Source organism: Nocardiopsis sp. LDBS1602, assembly GCF_035818715.1.
Taxonomy (GTDB): domain Bacteria; phylum Actinomycetota; class Actinomycetes; order Streptosporangiales; family Streptosporangiaceae; genus Nocardiopsis; species Nocardiopsis alba.
Window position 1 is genome coordinate 136,285 of record NZ_JAYLVW010000011.1, and the last position, 15,974, is coordinate 152,258.

Annotated in this window: 14 protein-coding genes; 9 read left to right on the forward strand and 5 right to left on the reverse strand. The window is 70.7% G+C overall.

Annotated features, from left to right (window positions below; translation table 11 throughout):
* Positions 1-189: 189 nt before the first annotated feature.
* The gene (gene map, locus U9J66_RS23850; RefSeq protein ID WP_234305850.1) at positions 190-1,041 is read right to left on the reverse strand and encodes a type I methionyl aminopeptidase; all 852 of its coding nucleotides are present in this window, start codon (positions 1,039-1,041) and stop codon (positions 190-192) included.
* Positions 1,042-1,171: 130 nt separating this feature from the next.
* On the opposite strand from map, the gene U9J66_RS23855 reads away from it, so the two are divergent.
* Complete coding sequence (locus tag U9J66_RS23855; protein WP_014911821.1) at positions 1,172-1,363, forward strand: hypothetical protein; 192 nt, start codon at positions 1,172-1,174, stop codon at positions 1,361-1,363.
* Between the two features lie 56 nt (positions 1,364-1,419).
* On the forward strand, positions 1,420-2,115 hold the full coding sequence (gene npdG / locus U9J66_RS23860; RefSeq protein ID WP_014913149.1) for an NADPH-dependent F420 reductase: 696 nt from the start codon (positions 1,420-1,422) through the stop codon (positions 2,113-2,115).
* 51 nt (positions 2,116-2,166) lie between these two features.
* On the opposite strand, the gene U9J66_RS23865 is transcribed toward npdG, so the two are convergent.
* Entirely contained in the window at positions 2,167-3,207 is a 1,041-nt protein-coding gene (locus U9J66_RS23865; RefSeq protein WP_014912050.1) for an LLM class F420-dependent oxidoreductase, read from the reverse strand.
* A gap of 187 nt (positions 3,208-3,394) precedes the next feature.
* Between U9J66_RS23865 and U9J66_RS23870 the strand changes: the two genes are divergently transcribed.
* Together U9J66_RS23870 and U9J66_RS23875 are read left to right on the forward strand one after the other, a co-directional pair.
* Positions 3,395-4,030 (forward strand): ArsR/SmtB family transcription factor, encoded by a 636-nt coding sequence (locus U9J66_RS23870; protein WP_202421421.1) that lies wholly within the window; start codon positions 3,395-3,397, stop codon positions 4,028-4,030.
* Positions 4,027-5,349 (forward strand): MFS transporter, encoded by a 1,323-nt coding sequence (locus U9J66_RS23875; protein WP_017535080.1) that lies wholly within the window; start codon positions 4,027-4,029, stop codon positions 5,347-5,349. The genes U9J66_RS23870 and U9J66_RS23875 overlap by 4 nt, the downstream gene beginning before the upstream one ends.
* Here the strand turns inward: U9J66_RS23875 and panB are convergent.
* Positions 5,337-6,191 (reverse strand): 3-methyl-2-oxobutanoate hydroxymethyltransferase, encoded by an 855-nt coding sequence (gene panB, locus U9J66_RS23880; RefSeq protein ID WP_017535081.1) that lies wholly within the window; start codon positions 6,189-6,191, stop codon positions 5,337-5,339. The two genes, U9J66_RS23875 and panB, sit on opposite strands and share 13 nt — an antisense overlap.
* A gap of 355 nt (positions 6,192-6,546) precedes the next feature.
* On the opposite strand from panB, the gene U9J66_RS23885 reads away from it, so the two are divergent.
* The 4 genes from U9J66_RS23885 to U9J66_RS23900 all read left to right on the forward strand — a co-directional run bounded on the left by U9J66_RS23885 (position 6,547) and on the right by U9J66_RS23900 (position 12,976).
* Positions 6,547-8,145: an MFS transporter gene (locus U9J66_RS23885; protein ID WP_326338817.1), complete on the forward strand. Its 1,599-nt coding sequence runs from the start codon at positions 6,547-6,549 to the stop codon at positions 8,143-8,145.
* 47 nt (positions 8,146-8,192) lie between these two features.
* The gene (locus U9J66_RS23890; protein WP_014910586.1) at positions 8,193-8,651 is read left to right on the forward strand and encodes an RrF2 family transcriptional regulator; all 459 of its coding nucleotides are present in this window, start codon (positions 8,193-8,195) and stop codon (positions 8,649-8,651) included.
* A gap of 115 nt (positions 8,652-8,766) precedes the next feature.
* Complete coding sequence (locus U9J66_RS23895; protein WP_326338818.1) at positions 8,767-9,975, forward strand: globin domain-containing protein; 1,209 nt, start codon at positions 8,767-8,769, stop codon at positions 9,973-9,975.
* Between the two features lie 133 nt (positions 9,976-10,108).
* Positions 10,109-12,976 carry a helix-turn-helix transcriptional regulator gene (locus tag U9J66_RS23900; RefSeq protein ID WP_326338819.1) on the forward strand — a complete coding sequence of 956 codons (2,868 nt, stop codon included), beginning with the start codon at positions 10,109-10,111 and terminating at the stop codon, positions 12,974-12,976.
* Positions 12,977-13,027: 51 nt separating this feature from the next.
* On the opposite strand, the gene U9J66_RS23905 is transcribed toward U9J66_RS23900, so the two are convergent.
* Complete coding sequence (locus tag U9J66_RS23905; protein ID WP_014911719.1) at positions 13,028-14,389, reverse strand: glutamine synthetase family protein; 1,362 nt, start codon at positions 14,387-14,389, stop codon at positions 13,028-13,030.
* Between the two features lie 247 nt (positions 14,390-14,636).
* On the reverse strand, positions 14,637-15,245 hold the full coding sequence (locus U9J66_RS23910; protein ID WP_017535086.1) for a dihydrofolate reductase family protein: 609 nt from the start codon (positions 15,243-15,245) through the stop codon (positions 14,637-14,639).
* Between the two features lie 123 nt (positions 15,246-15,368).
* On the opposite strand from U9J66_RS23910, the gene U9J66_RS23915 reads away from it, so the two are divergent.
* On the forward strand, positions 15,369-15,974 hold the full coding sequence (locus U9J66_RS23915; RefSeq protein WP_017535087.1) for a TetR/AcrR family transcriptional regulator: 606 nt from the start codon (positions 15,369-15,371) through the stop codon (positions 15,972-15,974).

Genomic DNA, 15,974 nt, shown 5'->3' on the forward strand with positions numbered 1-15,974 from the left:
CGTGGTCCGGATCGGCGCGCGCTCTGGTGCATGGTTCAGGATTCTAAGGCCGGCGGGTACGGCGGAACGCGTCGCCTCGTCGACCGGGTCGCGGGTCCGTTCCTCCGACGCGCGGGCACGATCGGGGCGTTCCGGACCCCGCGCGCTAAAAGGACCCCGGAACGGGTCCGAGGTCCTGGGAGGCCACGCTCAGGGAAGGGTGAGGATCTCCGCGCCGCTCTCGGTGATGACCAGTGTGTGCTCGAACTGCGCCGTCCACCTCCGGTCGGCGGTCACGGCGGTCCAGCCGTCCTCCCACAGGTCGTACTCCACGCCGCCGAGGGTGATCATCGGCTCGATGGTGAAGGTCATGCCCGGCTCCATCACGGTGGTGGCGCGCGGGTCGTCGTAGTGCGGGATGATCAGGCCGGAGTGGAACTCCGGGCCCACGCCGTGACCGGTGAAGTCGCGGACCACGCCGTAACCGAAGCGCTTGGCGTAGGACTCGATGACCCGACCGATCACGTTGATCTGTCGCCCCGGGCGGCAGGCCTTGATCGCGCGCATGGTCGCCTCACGGGTGCGCTCCACCAGGAGACGGTTCTCCTCGGAGACGTTCCCCGACAGGAAGGTGGCGTTGGTGTCGCCGTGCACGCCGTCCTTGTAGGCCGTGATGTCGATGTTGACGATGTCGCCGTCGGACAGGACGGTGTCGTCGGGGATGCCGTGGCAGATGACCTCGTTGAGCGAGGAGCACAGCGACTTCGGGTAGCCCTTGTAACCGAGGGTGCTCGGGTAGGCGCCGTGGTCCAGCAGGAACTCGTGGCCGATCCGGTCGAGCTCGTCGGTGGTCACACCGGGCTCGACGTGCTTGCCGACCTCTTCGAGGGCCTGCGCCGCGATCCGGCCGGCCACCCGGAGCCGCTCGATGGTCTCGGCGTCCTGGACATCGCCCAGGACCCCCTCCACGGGATACTTCTTGCCGACGTACTCCGGGCGGACGATGTGCGAGGGGACCGAACGTTGCGGCGAGATGCGCCCAGGAACCAGCGGAGTAGTCATGGACAACGATTGTATTGGCGGAGGGCACCCGCCCGTACCCGGTGACGCCGACACGTGACACGTGTGAAGAGCGCGCCGGGGGCGGGTAGATGCCCGAACGAGGCCCTGGAACGACGAGAGGTGGTCGACCGTGACGGACGTTCAGGACGACGGTTGGTGGTTCTGTCTCAAGCACGACGAGGTGGAGCACGGAAAGGGCTGTCCCAACAGTCAACGGCTGGGCCCCTACCCGGACCGGGAGACGGCGGCCAGAGCGTTGAGCATCGCCGCCGAGCGCAACGAGGCCTGGGACGAGGAGGAGTCGGAGGAGGAAGGACGCTGAGCCGGCGCGCGGCCCTGCGCGTTCTCCGGCCGGGAGCGCTCTGACAGGATCGCCTCATGACCGAACAGAGCACACCACAGGACGTGGACATCACCGGGAAGAGCATCGCGGTGTTGGGCGGCACCGGCGACCAGGGCAGAGGCCTGGCCCGCCGGTTCGCCCTGGCCGGGCACACCGTCCACCTCGGCTCGCGCAGCGCCGAACGCGCCGCCAAGGCCGCGAACGACCTGGTCGAGGCGGAGGCCACCGAGATCCGGGTGCACGGGCTGGAGAACGCCGAGGCGGCCGCCATGGGCGACATCGTCGTCGTGGCGGTGCCCTGGGACGGCCACCGCGAACTGCTGGTCTCGCTGGCGGACCGGCTCGCCGGGAAGATCGTCGTGGACTGCGTGAATCCGCTCGGTTTCGACAAGAAGGGTCCCTACGCCCTCGACGTCCCCGAGGGCAGCGCCGCCCAGCAGGCGGCCGAGGTCCTGCCGGGCAGCCGGGTCACCGCCGCCTTCCACCACGTGTCGGCCGTGCTCCTGCTCGACCCCGAGGTGGCCGAGATCGAGCTCGACATTCTGGTCCTGGGCGAGGACCGCGAGGCCACCGACGTGGTACGCGCCCTGGCCGGGACCATCCCCGGCGCGCGGGGCGTGTTCGGCGGTCGACTGCGCAACGCCCACCAGGTGGAGGCGCTCACGGCCAACCTCATCGCGGTCAACCGCCGCTACAAGACCCACGCAGGGATCCGCGTCACCGGCCTGTGAACACGGGCCCCGCGGTGCCGCCCGAACGGTTCCGGGCGGCACCGCGTCGGATCAGGAGACCCACTCCTTGATCTTGCCGATGAGCGTGGCGGGGTCGTCGCCCATGGGGGTGACGTTGAGTCGGGTGACCCCGGCGGCGCGGAAGGCCTCCACCCGTTCGCGTACGTAGGACTCGGGGCCGACCAGGTTGGTCAGCTCCACGAACTCGTCCGGGACCGCGGCGGCGGCCTCGTCCTTGCGGCCGGCCAGGTACAGGTCCTGGATCTTCTCGGCGGCCTCCTCGTAGCCGTAGCGCCGGGCGACCGTGTTGTAGAAGTTCTTGCCCTTGGCGCCCATGCCGCCCACGTACAGGGCGATGATCGGGCGGGTGAACTCCAGGAGTCTCTTGGTGTCCTCGCCCTCGCCGATGGCCAGAAGACCGCCGGCGGTGATGTCGAGCGGGCCCAGGGAGGGGTCGCGTTCGGCGCGGCCCCGGGCCAGCGCCTCGCCCCACACGCTCTCGGCCTTCTCCGGGATGAACAGGTGCGGCAGCCAGCCGTCGGCGATCCGGGCGGTCATCTCGACGTTCTTCACGCCGAGCGAGGCCACGTGGATCGGGATGCGCGGGCGCACCGGGTGGTTGATGATCTTGAGCGGACGCCCCAGTCCGGTGCCCTGGTCGGCCGGCAGCGGGAGGGTGAAGACGTCGCCGTCGTAGGTGAGCCGTTCCTCGCGGGCCCACACCCGGCGGCAGATCTCGATGGTCTCCCGTGTGCGGGTCAACGGCCGGGTGTAGGGGACGCCGTGGAAGCCCTCGATGACCTGGGGGCCGCTGGCGCCCAGCCCGAGGAGCGCGCGGCCGTCGGAGAGGTGGTCGAGCCCGGCGGCGGTCATCGCGATGAGGGTGGGGGTGCGGCTGTACATGGGCAGGATCGCCGAGCCGATCTCCACGCGCTCGGTGCGGGCCGCCAGATAGCCCATGAGGGTGGGGCTGTCGAAGCCGTAGGCCTCGGCGACCCACACGGTGTCCAGTCCGACCTTCTCCAGCTCGGCGACCTGTGCGACGGCGTCCTTCGGTTCGCCCGCGTACTGGAGCGGCATCGAGATGCGCATCTGCTGTCCTCCCGGTGGGGCCGGAACCGGCCCGTGGCGGTCCTGGTGTCGGCGTCACTGTACTACCGAGCGACATTCGGTCTGTGGTCCGCCTCACATCGAGGGAAGGCCCTGGTCGAAGCCCCTCCCCAAGATCTCTTGGCCAAGGGGTCTTGGCCAAAGAACCTTGGGCGTCTACCTTCTCGGCATGAACGGCGAGAACCCCACCCCCGTCCCCGACCCCTTCGAGAAGGCCGCGGTCCTGGACGCCCACTCCCTGCGCGGACTGGCCCACCCCCTGCGGCTGCGGGTCTACCAGTTCCTTCAGGCGGCCCCGGCCACCGGCAAGAAGGTCTCCATCGAACTCGGCATCTCCTCGGCCTCGGCCAGCTACCACCTGCGCCAACTGGAGACCTACGGCTTCATCGAGGAGGACCCGGCTCTGGGCACCGCCCGTGAACGCTGGTGGCGCGTCCTCCACAAGGGATTCCGTATGCCCGAGCACCTGGACACCGAGGCCCCCGAACTCAGCACCGCCCTGCGCCACGCCCTCGCCGCCCGCTGGTCCGAACGCATGGCGGCCGCGGTCGACCTGTGGGCCTCGCAGCCCGAAGGGTGGCGTGAGGCCCAGTTCATGGCCGACCGTGTCCTGCACCTGAACCTGGAGCAGATGGAACGCCTCCGCGCCGAGCTGAGCGAGACGCTCGCCCGATACGCGCACGAGGGAGACCCCGAAGGGCGCGCGGTGAACGTCCAGCTCACCGCCTTTCCCTTCCCCGAGACCGACCGGGAACCCTTCGGCGACACCGAGGCTCCCCCGGGCGCCGAGAAGGGTGCGCCGTGAGGCCCATGACCGGGCTGATCCTCGCGCAGGCGTGCGCCTATCTCGGCACCCGCCTGGCGATGATCGCCATCCCCTGGTTCGTCCTGGAGACCACCGGAAGCCCGACCCACATGGGTCTGGTGACCCTGTGCGAGCTCGGTGCCTACACCCTGGCCCGGCTGTTCGTCGGTCCCCTCCTGGACCGGATCGGGCAGCGGGCCGTCAGCATCCGGGTCGACCTCCTCGCGGCCGCCGCGCTCGCCGCCGTGCCGCTGCTCTTCGCCGCCGACCTCCTGCCCTTTCCGCTCCTGCTCGCGCTCGTCACCGTGATCGGGCTCGCCACCGGCCCCTCCGAGGCGGCGAAGGTCTCCCTGGCCCCGTTCGTCGCCCGCGCCGCCGGGGTGCGGGTCGAACGGGTCACCGGACTCACCGGCACCGTCGACCGTCTCTCCATGACGGTCGGACCGATCGCCGCCGGAGCGGTGGTCGCGTTCTTGGGCGCGCTCACCGCCCTCCACCTCAACGCGGCGCTCATGATCACGTCGGCGCTGGTCACGGCGGTCCTGCTGCGCCGCGACACCGAGACGGTCGGCCGGGCCGGTCCCGACCCGGAGGAGGGACACGGCTACCTCACCCGGCTGCACGCGGGATGGCGGGCGATCTGGGGCGACGTTCCCCTGCGGACCCTCACCGTCATGATCATGGTGACCAACATCGTCGACGTGGCGGTGATGAGTCTGGCGCTGCCGATCTGGGCGCACCAGGGCGGAATGGGGCCCGAGGCGGTCGGGTTCGTGGCCGGAGCGCTCGGCGGGGCGTCGATCCTCGGGTCGTTGATCGCGGCCTGGGCCGGCCACCGGCTGCCCCGGAAGGCGACCTTCTTCCTCTGCATGGCGGTCGCCGGGCCACCGCGCGTCCTGGTCCTGGCCCTGGACGTGCCCCTGTGGGTCGTCCTGACGGTGTGGGCGGCCTCCGGGCTCTTCGGCGGGCTCATCAACCCCCTGCTCTCGGCGATCATCTTCGAGCGGCTGCCCCTGACCATGGTCGGCCGGGGCATGTCCATGCTCGGCGCCCTCACTCGAGTCGGGGCGCCCATCGCCGCCCCCGGCATCGGCGCGGCGATCGGGCTCCTGGGGGTGGCCCCGGTCCTGGCGGCCGGGGCGTTCGTCCATCTGGCGGCGGTCCTGTTCCCGATGTTCGGGGCGGCGGCACGGGCCTTCGACCGTTCGACGGAGGAACCGGGCGCGGACACGGGAACGCCGGCCGGGGAGAACCCCGACCGGCGCACGCGGTCACGGTCGGACCCAGGGCCCGACCCCGAACCGGATCAGCTCTTGTAGGTGTGCTCCTCGGCGGGGAAGGCGCCGTTGACGACCTCGTCCGCGTACTCGGAGGCCGCGTCGCGCAGCGTGTCGGCCAGGTTCGCGTAGGTCTTGACGAACTTCGCCACCCGGGGGCTCAGCCCGGCCATGTCCTGCCACACCAGCACCTGGGCGTCGGTCCCGGCGCCCGCGCCGATCCCGATGGTGGGGATCGACAGCTGTCGGGTCACCTCGGCGGCCAGGTCGGCCGGGACCGCCTCCAGCACGACCGAGAACGCGCCCGCGCGCTCCAGTTCCTTGGCGTCCTTGAGCAGCTCCTCGGCGGCCTCGCCGCGCCCCTGCACGCGGTAGCCGCCCAGGGTGTTGACGGACTGCGGGGTCAGACCGACGTGGCCCATCACCGGCACACCGGCCGAGACCAGCAGCTCGACCTGGGGGGCGACGGCCCGGCCGCCCTCCAGCTTCACCGCCTGGGCGCCGCCCTCCTTCATGAACCGGGAGGCCGCCTCCAACGCCTGCTGAGGGGAGCCCTGGTAGGCGCCGAAGGGCAGGTCGGACACGACCAGGGCCCGCTTGGTGGAACGGGCGACGGCGGCGGTGAGGGGCACCAGCTCGTCCATCGTGATCGGCACGGTCGACTCGTAGCCGTAGACGACGTTGGCGGCCGAGTCGCCGACGAGGAGGACGGGGATGCCCGCGTCGTCGAAGATCCGCGAGGTGAGGGCGTCGTAGGCGGTCAGCATCGGCCAACGCTCGCCGCGCTGCTTGGCCCGGGCCAGGTCCCTGATGGTGACGCGGCGGTTGGTGACCCCGCCGTACAGGGCGTTGCCGGCCTCGGGCGTCTTGGGCGTGGTGTTCATGGTGTTCTTCCTCCGTTGTCTCGAAGCACCTGCGGGGTGTCTCCGGACCTGTGGACGAAAAGATGGTGTGATGCGCTCGTCGGAGCGCGTGTTCCCCGGGGGGAATACCTGTGTCGTGGGACGGCCTCCACGCCCGTCGCCCCCGCCGTCCGGGGGACCGGTGCGGTGGGGAGAACGGGTGAGCGGGGTGCCCGAGGGCATCATCGCATGCCGCCGTCTCCGCGAGATCAACGGCTTCACAGATCCGAACATTCCCCTCCGGGGGGTGCGCGCCCGACAGGAGAGGTTCGGCACGATGCCGGCCCCGGGTAGGTGTCCCACGGACCCGGACGGCCGGTGGACGAGGAGAGGCCCTGTGGACGAGCGGACGGCGTATCGGCGCAGGTGGGGCGGGCTCACGGTGCTCATCATCTGCCTGCTGGTGATCGTGGCGGACAACACGATCCTCAACGTGGCGTTGCGCACCCTCTCCGATCCGTCGAAGGGGCTCGGCGCGAGCCAGGCGCAGTTGGCGTGGGCGATCAACGCCTACACCCTGGTGTTCGCGGGGCTGCTGTTCACCTTCGGCATCCTCGGTGACCGCTGGGGCAGGCGACGCATGCTGGTGTCCGGACTGATCGTGTTCGGTACGGCCTCGACCCTGACCGCCTACTCGCAGACACCGGAACAGCTCATCGCGGCGCGGGCGGCGATGGGGTTCGGCGCCGCCATGGTCATGCCGCAGACCCTGTCGGTGATCAGGAACCTGTTCCCGGAGGAGGAACGGGGACGGGCGATCGGCCTGTGGGCCGGGGCGGTCGGCCTGGCGCTGGCGATCGGACCGTCCGCCGGCGGGCTGCTGCTGGAGAACTTCTGGTGGGGCTCGATCTTCCTGATCAACGTGCCGTTCGTCCTGATCGGCCTGTCGCTGATGTTCTTCCTCGTCCCCGAGTCCAGGAACGAGAACCCCGGCCGTCTCGACCTGCTGGGGGTGGCGCTGTCGATCCCCGGTCTGGTGCTGCTGATCTACGGGGTGATCACCGCGGGGGAGCGGGCCTCCCTGTTCGACGTGGACGTGTACGGCGCTCTGCTCCTCGGGGTGGGTGTGCTCGTCCTGTTCCTGGTGCACGAGGCACGGACCCCGAACCCCTCGCTGGACGTGCGCTTCTTCCGCGACCCCGGGTTCAGCGTGTCCATCGCCGTGATCATGGTGCTGTTCTTCAGCATGGCCGGGATCATCTTCTTCCTGAGCTTCTACTGGCAGAGCGTGCGCGAGTTCAGCCCGCTCGTCGCGGGGCTGCTGATCCTCCCCTCGGCCCTGGGCCAGATGATCTTCGCCCCGCTCAGCCCGACCCTGGTGCGGCTGGTGGGCCGACGCAACCTGGCGCTCGTGGGCGTGGCCGTCGTGTGCTGCTGTTTCGCGTTCTACACCCAGCTCCAGGAGACCACCCCGGTCGCCCTGATCGTCGTGTTCTTCTTCCTCCAGAACTCCGCGATGGCGGTGGTCCTCACCCCGGCCACGGACACGATCATGGCCTCGGTCCCGCCGGGCAAGGCGGGTTCCGCGTCGGCGGTGCAGAACACGGTGCGTCAGGTCTCCACCGCCATGGGGGTCGCGGTCCTGGGCGCGGTGATCTCCTTCCACTACCGGCCGGCGATCGAGCCCACGCTGACGAGGGTGACCGAGGAGACGCACCGTCACCCCGACCCCTCGGTGGGGGAGTCGATCGAGTCCACGGTGGCGTTCGCCAAGACGTTGGGCGCGAGCGGGGACGCGTTGATCGCCCCCGCCAAGACGGCCTTCCTGGCGGGCCTGCACATGGCGGCGACGGTCTCCCTGGTGACCGGTCTGCTGGGGCTGCTGATGGTGTGGATCTGGATGCCGCGCGGGACACCGGCCGCTCGAGGGCGAGAGGGCTCGGGTCGACGGGAAAGGGCCTCGAGCGAAGAGGGGGAGTCGAGGGGCGAGGGCTAGGGAACGAGAGCGGAGCGATTCACAAGAGCACGACCTAGCATGGGCGTATGCGTCTGACCGCCTTCACCGACGTCTCCCTGCGCCTGGTCATGCGACTGGCGGTGGCGAAGGAGGGCGAACTCCTCACCACCCGGGCCGCCGCGGGCATGCTCGTCGTGCCCTATTCGCACATGGCCAAGGCGGTGGCGCGGCTGTCGGAGCTGGGGCTGGTCGAGGCGCGGCGCGGACGCGGTGGCGGCCTCACCCTGACCGAGGCGGGGCGGCGGTCCTCGGTGGGGGCGATCGTGCGCGAGCTGGAGGGCGCCGGGGACCTGGCCGGGTGCGAGGACGATCCGCCCTGCCCGTTGCGCTCGGCCTGCCGGTTGCGCGGAGCGCTGTCCCGGGCGCGTGAGGCCTTCTACGCCTCCCTGGACGAGGTGACGGTGGAGTCCCTGGTGTCCCCGCCCACACAGCAGACCCTGATGGTGCTCCGGTCGGACGGATCACCGGCCGTAGAGCCTTCCTGACCTGGTCGTATCTCTTATTCCACCCCGCCGAGGGGTCCACGGGACGCGGGTTTAATATGCATTTCAGATACCAATTATCTCTGCCGGGAACACCCGTCCCGGTCTAGGAGGAAGCGTGCTCTCCACCGAGTCCGCGGCCACGATCCGCGCCACCATCCCCGTCGTCGCCCAGGAACTGGACGCGATCACCTCCCGCTTCTACGACACGATGCTCGGCGACCGCCCCGAGCTCCTCGACGGCCTCTTCAACCGGGGCAACCAGGCGAGCGGTGAGCAGCGTCGGGCCCTGGCCGGGTCCATCGCGGCCTTCGCCACCGCCCTGATCGACCACCCCGACGAACGCCCGGACGCCCTCCTGTCCCGTATCGCGCACAAGCACGTCTCCCTCGGAGTGACCGAGGACCAGTACGTGGTCGTGCACAAGTACCTCTTCGAAGCGATCGCCCACACCCTCGGCGAGGCCGCCACCCCCGACGTCGTCGCCGCGTGGGACGAGGTCTACTGGCTCATGGCCGGGGCCCTCATCGCCCTGGAAGCGCGCCTGTACGCCGAATCCGGGCACACCGGTCGCGACGTATGGCGCCCCTGGACGGTGACCGAACGCCGCGAACAGACCCCCGACGCGGTCTCCCTCACCCTGGTGCCGGGGGACGACGGACCCGCCCCCGACCTCCTGACCGGCCAGTACGTCAGCGTGCGGGCGCTCATGCCCGACGGCGTCCACCAGGCCCGCCAGTACTCCGTCTCCGGATGGAACGGGGAGCGCCGCCGGATCACCGTCAAGCGTCTGCGCGCCGGGGAACGGAGCCCCTCCGGCGAGGTCTCCACCCTGCTGCACGCCACCGCCGCCCCCGGCGACACCCTCATGGTCTCCGCGCCGGCGGGCGACGTCACCCCGGCCGACGGAGATCACCCACTGGTGCTGATCTCCGCCGGGATCGGCTGCACCCCCATGGTGGCGATCCTGAACCACCTGGCCGAACGGGGCGCCGAGCGCCGCGTCGTGGTCCTGCACGCCGACCGCTCACCCCTCGACCACGCCCACCGTGAGGAGATCGCCGAGCTGATCGACCGTCTGCCCGGGGCCGAGGGGCACACCTGGTACGAACGGGACCACGGGGACGCGGGTGTCGACGGCATCGAGGTCCGCCCCGGAACCCTCGACCTGGACCCGATCGAGATCCCCGAGACGGCCGAGGTCTACATGTGCGGCCCACTGCCGTTCATGCGCGAGGTCCGGGCGGGCCTGCTCCGGGGAGGCCTCCCCGCCCGTCGGGTCCACTACGAGGTCTTCGGCCCCGACCTCTGGCTCGGCGAGGGGTGAGCGCGGGGGCGGCCCCGCTGCGGGGCCGCCCGATCCGTCGCCTCCGGGAATGGCCGACTTCGGCCGGGGAACGGTACGGAACCGAGCCCCGACACTCGACCGGGCGCTCCCCGTTCCGGGCATACTGACCTCTATGTCCCCCTCCGAGAGCTCGGTCTTCGTGGGCCGCGCACGCCACCTGGACCATCTCCTCACCGACGCCCGGCGGGCCCTGTCGGGGGAGACCCGGACGACCCTGCTGTGCGGCGACGCCGGAATCGGCAAGTCACGGCTGCTCACCGAGTACCTGGAGCGCACCCCCGTGGAGCGGACCGCTCTGGGGGCCTGCCTGGAGCTGGGGACGGAGGGCATCGCCTACGCCCCCTTCACCGCCCTGGTCCGCGCCCTGTCACGCGGTGGCGAACGGCCCTTCGACGACGTGGGGCTGGCCGGTCTGCTCCCGGGTGAGGCCGGGGGAGACGGTCTCCCCTCGACGGACGACAACGGGCGGGCCCGGCTGTTCGAGGCGGTGCTGACCCTCCTGGAGGAGCGTGCCCGCCCCGGCGGACTCGGTCTGGTGGTGGAGGACCTGCACTGGTCCGACGCCTCCACCCGCGACCTGCTGGTCTTCCTGCTGCGCAACCTGCACACCGTTCCGGTCCACCTCGTGATCTCGGTGCGCGTCGACGACCTGCACCGCACCCATCCGCTACGGCCCCTCCTGCCCGAGCTGGAACGGCTGCCCCGAGTGTCCCGACTGGACCTGGGCCCGCTCTCCCGGGAGGAGGTCGCGGAACAGGCCGCCGCGCTGGGCGGATCCCCGCTCAGCGGCACCGACCTGGACCTGATCCACGAGCGCAGCGGCGGCAACCCCCTGTTCGTCGAGTCCTTCGTGGGCGTCGCCGACGGGGCCGGGGTCCCCGACGGGCCGCGCGAACTCCTCATGCGCCGGGTCGAGCCCCTTCCCGACACCACCCGCGAGGTCCTGGGGCTGGCCTCGGTCGCCGGAGACCGGGTCGACCACGCCCTTCTCTCGGCGGTGGCCGAACGCTCCGGGATCGGCGAGGACGAGCTGGACGAGGCCCTGCGTCCGGCGGTCGACGCCCGGGTGCTCACCGCGACCGACACCGGCTACGTGTTCCGGCACGCCCTGCTGGCGGAGGCGGTCGAGAGCGATCTGCTGCCCGGACGGCGGATCCGCGCGCACCGCCGCTACGCCGAGGCACTGGAGGCGGGGGTCCCCGGGCTGTCCGGCGCCACGACCGCCTTCCACCTGGCCCACCACGCCTACGCGGCGCACGACCATCCACGCGCCCTCGTCGCCTCCTGGGAGGCGGCCGAACGGGCGCTCGTCTCGGCGGCCCACCCCGAACACCTCGATCTGCTCGAACGGGTCCTGGAACTGTGGGAATCGGTGCCCGACGCCGCCGAACGGCTCTCCCTGCCCCGCAGCGGGGTCCTGCTGCGGGGCTGCCTGGCCGCGCAGGTCACCGGTGACCTGCGCCGCGCCGTCGACCACGCCACCGAGGGGCTCGCCGACCTCGACCCGGAGACCGACCTCGAGACGTCCGCCCGTCTGCTGGTGGCGCGGGCCCGCGCCTACAAGGACCTGGGCCGTACCGCGGCCCTGGACGACCTGCGGGCCGCCGCCCGGCTCCTGCCGGAGGGCCACGTCGAACAGGCCGCCATCACCGCCGCCACCGCCTCGGTGCTGATGCTCCAGGGGTTCGAGACGGAGGCGGAGGAGTCCGCGCGGTCCGCCGTCCGCCTGGCCCGGTCGGTCGGCGATCGGGCGAGCGAGGCCGACGCCCTCGTCACCCTGGGCACCCTGCTGGAGGCGGTCGACTCGAACGAGCCGGAGGAGTTGCTCCGTGAGGGGATCGGGATCGCCCGGGAGACGGGCGAGGTCCAGGTGGAGCTGCGCGGACTCAACAACCTGGCGAGCAACATGCATCGGCGTCTGGAGATCGAGCGCGGCCTGGAACTGTCGTGGGAGATCCTGGAGCGCTGCGCCGATCTCGGGATCCTGCGCAGTCAGGGCGGCGGTTACGCCAACGGGGTCGCCCTCTACCTGATCTCCCTGGGCCGGGTCGAGGAGGCCGAGCGGGTGTTGGCCGACCATCCCGCCGATGAGGACCTCATCGCCGCCCGCCGACAGGGGCTCATGATCCGGATCCACATGGCGCGGGGCGATTGGGAGGGCGTCGAGAGGGCCTTGGCCACGTTCGTCCGTCTGCTGCCCCGCGACCGCAGTTCGGCGATGGAGTACCTCACCCACTACCACGGCCGGATGCTCCTGCTGGTGAACGGCCCGGAGCCCCGACCGGCCGAGGCCGCGCGCCTGTCCTTCGAGGGTGAGGAGGACATCGGGCTCATCGGCAACACCCGCCACGCCTACCACGACCTGTTCGTATGGGCCGAACTGGTCGACCTCCTGCGGAACCGCGCCGACCCCGGGGACACCGAGCTCGCGGAGAGGCTGGCCGGGTTGTTGCTGGAGGTGTTGGAACGCGAGGACCGACCGACCACGCCGGCGGCCCGGCTCGGACGGCACCTGGCCCTCGGATGGTTGGAGACCGACCCGGCCACGGCGCTCGAACACTGGGAACGGGCCCTGCCCCTGGCGGAGCGGGCCGACGTCATCACCCGGATGGACGCCTGGTCAGGGGCCTTCCGCGATCTGCTCGCCCTGGGACGGAGGGACCGGGCGCGGGAGATGCTGGAGCGCGTCGAGGGACTGCACGGGCGCACCGGGCTCGGTCTTCCCGGGCGGATCGAGCGGATGCGGGCCGCCCTGACCGCCTCCGCTCCGGAACGCGCGGTTCCGCCGGCCGGGTTGACGTCGCGTGAGGTGGAGGTGCTGGTGGAGGTGGCCCGGGGGCTGAGCAACCGTGAGGTGGGGGAGGCGTTGTTCATCTCGCCCAAGACGGTGAGCGTGCACGTCACGAACCTGATGGCCAAGTTGGGCGTGGACAACCGGACGGCGGCGGCCGCCAAGGCCCGCGAACTCGGGCTCGGGTGAACACGGCCGAGGCCCCGCCGAACGGGTTCGACGGGGCCTCGAAGACCGACCTCAGAGGGTGGGCAGGTAGCGCTGTAGCTCGTAGGGCGTCACCTGGCGGCGGTAGGAGTTCCACTCCGCCTTCTTGTTACGCAGGAAGAAGTCGAACACGTGCTCGCCGAGGGTCTCGGCCACCAGCTCGCTGTTCTCCATCAGACGCAGTGCCTCGTCCAGGCTCTGCGGGAGCGGCCTGATCCCCAGCGCCCTGCGCTCGGCGTCGGTCAACGCCCACACGTCGTCCTCGGCGCCCGGGGGCAGCTCGTACCCCTCCTCGATGCCCTTCAGCCCGGCGGCCAGGATCACCGAGTAGGCCAGGTAGGGGTTGGTGGCGCTGTCCAGCGAACGGATCTCGATCCGGCTGGAGTTGGACTTGCCCGGCTTGTACATGGGCACCCGGACCAGGGCGGACCGGTTGTTGTGACCCCAGCAGATGTAGGCGGGCGCCTCGCCGCCCATGCCGGCGGAGGCCGCCGGGTCGTCCCACAGCCGCTTGTAGGAGTTCACCCACTGGTTGGTGACGGCGGCGATCTCGTCGGCGTGTCGCAGCAGTCCGGCTATGAACCCGCGCCCCACCTTGGAGAGCTGGTACTCGGCGCCGGGCTCGTAGAAGGCGTTGCGGTCGCCTTCGAACAGGGACAGGTGGGTGTGCATGCCCGAGCCGGGGTACTCGGTGAAGGGCTTGGGCATGAAGGTCGCGTACACGCCCTGCTCCATCGCGACCTCCTTCATGACCAGTCGGAAGGTCATGATGTTGTCGGCGGTGGTCAGCGCGTCGGCGTAGCGCAGGTCGATCTCCTGCTGGCCGGGGCCGCCCTCGTGGTGGCTGAACTCCACCGAGATGCCCATGGCCTCCAGCATGTTGATCGCGTTGCGACGGAAGTCGTGGGCGCTGTTGTGCGGTGTGTGGTCGAAGTAGCCGCCCGAGTCGTTCGGTTCGGGGAACTCTCCGTGCTCGGGGAACTTCTTGAGCAGGTAGAACTCGATCTCGGGGTGCGTGTAGAAGGTGAAGCCCAGATCGGAGGCCTTGCCGAGCTGACGCTTGAGCACGTGGCGCGGGTCGGCCGGCGAGGGCGAACCGTCGGGCATGAGGATGTCGCAGTACATGCGAGCGGTGCCGTGCGGTTCGTTGCGCCAGGGGAGCACCTGGAAGGTGCCGGGGTCGGGCTGGGCGAGCATGTCGGCCTCGTAGACCCGGGCGAACCCCTCGATCGCGGACCCGTCGAAACCGATGCCCTCGGAGAAGGCGGCCTCCAGTTCGGCCGGTGCCACCGCCACGGACTTGAGGTACCCGAGCACGTCGGTGAACCACAGCCGCACGAACCGGATGTCGCGCTCCTCCAGCGTGCGGAGCACGAATTCCTGCTGTCGATTCACGATCAACCTTCCTCGATGCCGGTCGGCCCCGGTTCCGGTCCGTCGACCTTGGAGCCCTACCGGACACGTCGTCCGGAACCAGTCTGCCGTGCGGATGTTTCCGGGGTGTTTCCCGAGCGTCCTGCCCGGTCCGTCCCCCCGCACACGCATTATGACCGTTGATCGAGGGCTCGCGGACCACACCGTGCCGAGGGCGTCCTCGGGGGCGGTGCGCGGTCCGCGAGCCGGTGGGGCGGGGCCGCGCCGCTCAAGGCGCTTCGGGTGTGATCCGGCGGAAGAGGGTGTAGTCGGCCCCGCCCTCGAAGGTGTGGCTCTCGACCCGTGCGAAGCGCGCGGGGTCGAAGGCGGCGCCCTCGAAGAGGGGGCGCCCGTGACCCGCGACGACGGGGTAGCGCTTGATCATGAGTTCGTCGATCTCGGGCAGGAGGGTGCCGGCGATGCGGGGGCCGCCGACGACGCAGATGCCCAGGGGGCCGTCCTCTCGCTTGAGTTCGCGAACGGTCTCCAGGGGGTCGCCGGCCACGATGGTGACGTTGGGATCGATGTCGGTGGGCAGGGAACGGGAGAAGACGTATTCGCGCATGTGGTTGTAGGGGCTGGTGATGCCTTCGTCGAGGGCGATCCGATAGGAGCCGCGGCCCTGGAGCATGGTGTCGAAGTGCTTGTTGGGCACGTCCAGACCGAGGTGGACGCGTGCGGCGGTGGGCAGGAGTTCGGGGTACTCCTCGACGTGGAAACGTCCGTTGTCCCCGAGGTCGCCGCCGGGGTCGGGCGCCTCGTAGAAGTCGTAGGAGCCGTCGGGCCCGCAGGCGTAGCCGTCGATCGAGACCGCGACGAAGTAGGTGAGGGTTCGCATACATCTCCTTGAGAGAAAGGGGTACTTCCGCGGCCGGTTGACCACTATGGTTGAAGTACTACGGATAAAGTACTCCATGCATAGTGGTTTGGCAACGGAAAAGACCCGAGGAGAGGAAGAACCATGGTCAGGAACCCGGAACGACGCGCCGCGCTGCTGGACGCCGCCATCGCGGCCCTCGCGGAGGAGGGCGCCCGAGGACTCACCTTCCGTGCGGTCGACACCAGGGCGGGGGTGCCCGCGGGCACCGCCTCCAACTACTTCGCCGACCGCGACGACCTGCTCGCCCAGACGAGCGTGCGCACCTACGAACGCTTCATGCCCGGACAGGCCGAGTGGGACGACGTGCTGGTCGGCCCCCGGGACCGCGCCAAGCTCGTCGAGGTCATGCGCGCCACGATCACGCGCATGGTCTCGGACCCCGAGGTCTACCTCGCCACCCTGGAACTCCAGTTGGAGGCCACCCGCCGCCCCGATCTGCGCCGTGACCTCACCGCGCGGGTCCGCGCCGACCTGGACGCCAACATCGCCTTCCACGAGGAATCGAGGATGCCGGGCGGCCGCGACACCGTCCTGATCCTCTACCTGGCCCTGAACTGGATGGTCACCGAACACCTCACCCTGCCGGGGGTGCTGGCGCCCGAGGGCGACCTGGACACCCTGGTCGCCCGGGTCGTGGAGGGGATCGTCCTGGACGCCCCGTCCTCCGACGGCGACGGCGCCGGGTGA

What these genes read in the sequence shown, in the direction of transcription:
- map (WP_234305850.1), bottom strand. Translation starts at nt 1,041, where the DNA reads ATGACTACTCCGCTGGTTCCTGGGCGCATCTCGCCGCAACGTTCGGTC.
- npdG (WP_014913149.1), top strand. Translation starts at nt 1,420, where the DNA reads ATGACCGAACAGAGCACACCACAGGACGTGGACATCACCGGGAAGAGC.
- U9J66_RS23865 (WP_014912050.1), bottom strand. Translation starts at nt 3,207, where the DNA reads ATGCGCATCTCGATGCCGCTCCAGTACGCGGGCGAACCGAAGGACGCC.
- U9J66_RS23870 (WP_202421421.1), top strand. Translation starts at nt 3,395, where the DNA reads ATGAACGGCGAGAACCCCACCCCCGTCCCCGACCCCTTCGAGAAGGCC.
- panB (WP_017535081.1), bottom strand. Translation starts at nt 6,191, where the DNA reads ATGAACACCACGCCCAAGACGCCCGAGGCCGGCAACGCCCTGTACGGC.
- U9J66_RS23890 (WP_014910586.1), top strand. Translation starts at nt 8,193, where the DNA reads ATGCGTCTGACCGCCTTCACCGACGTCTCCCTGCGCCTGGTCATGCGA.
- U9J66_RS23900 (WP_326338819.1), top strand. Translation starts at nt 10,109, where the DNA reads ATGTCCCCCTCCGAGAGCTCGGTCTTCGTGGGCCGCGCACGCCACCTG.
- U9J66_RS23910 (WP_017535086.1), bottom strand. Translation starts at nt 15,245, where the DNA reads ATGCGAACCCTCACCTACTTCGTCGCGGTCTCGATCGACGGCTACGCC.
- U9J66_RS23915 (WP_017535087.1), top strand. Translation starts at nt 15,369, where the DNA reads ATGGTCAGGAACCCGGAACGACGCGCCGCGCTGCTGGACGCCGCCATC.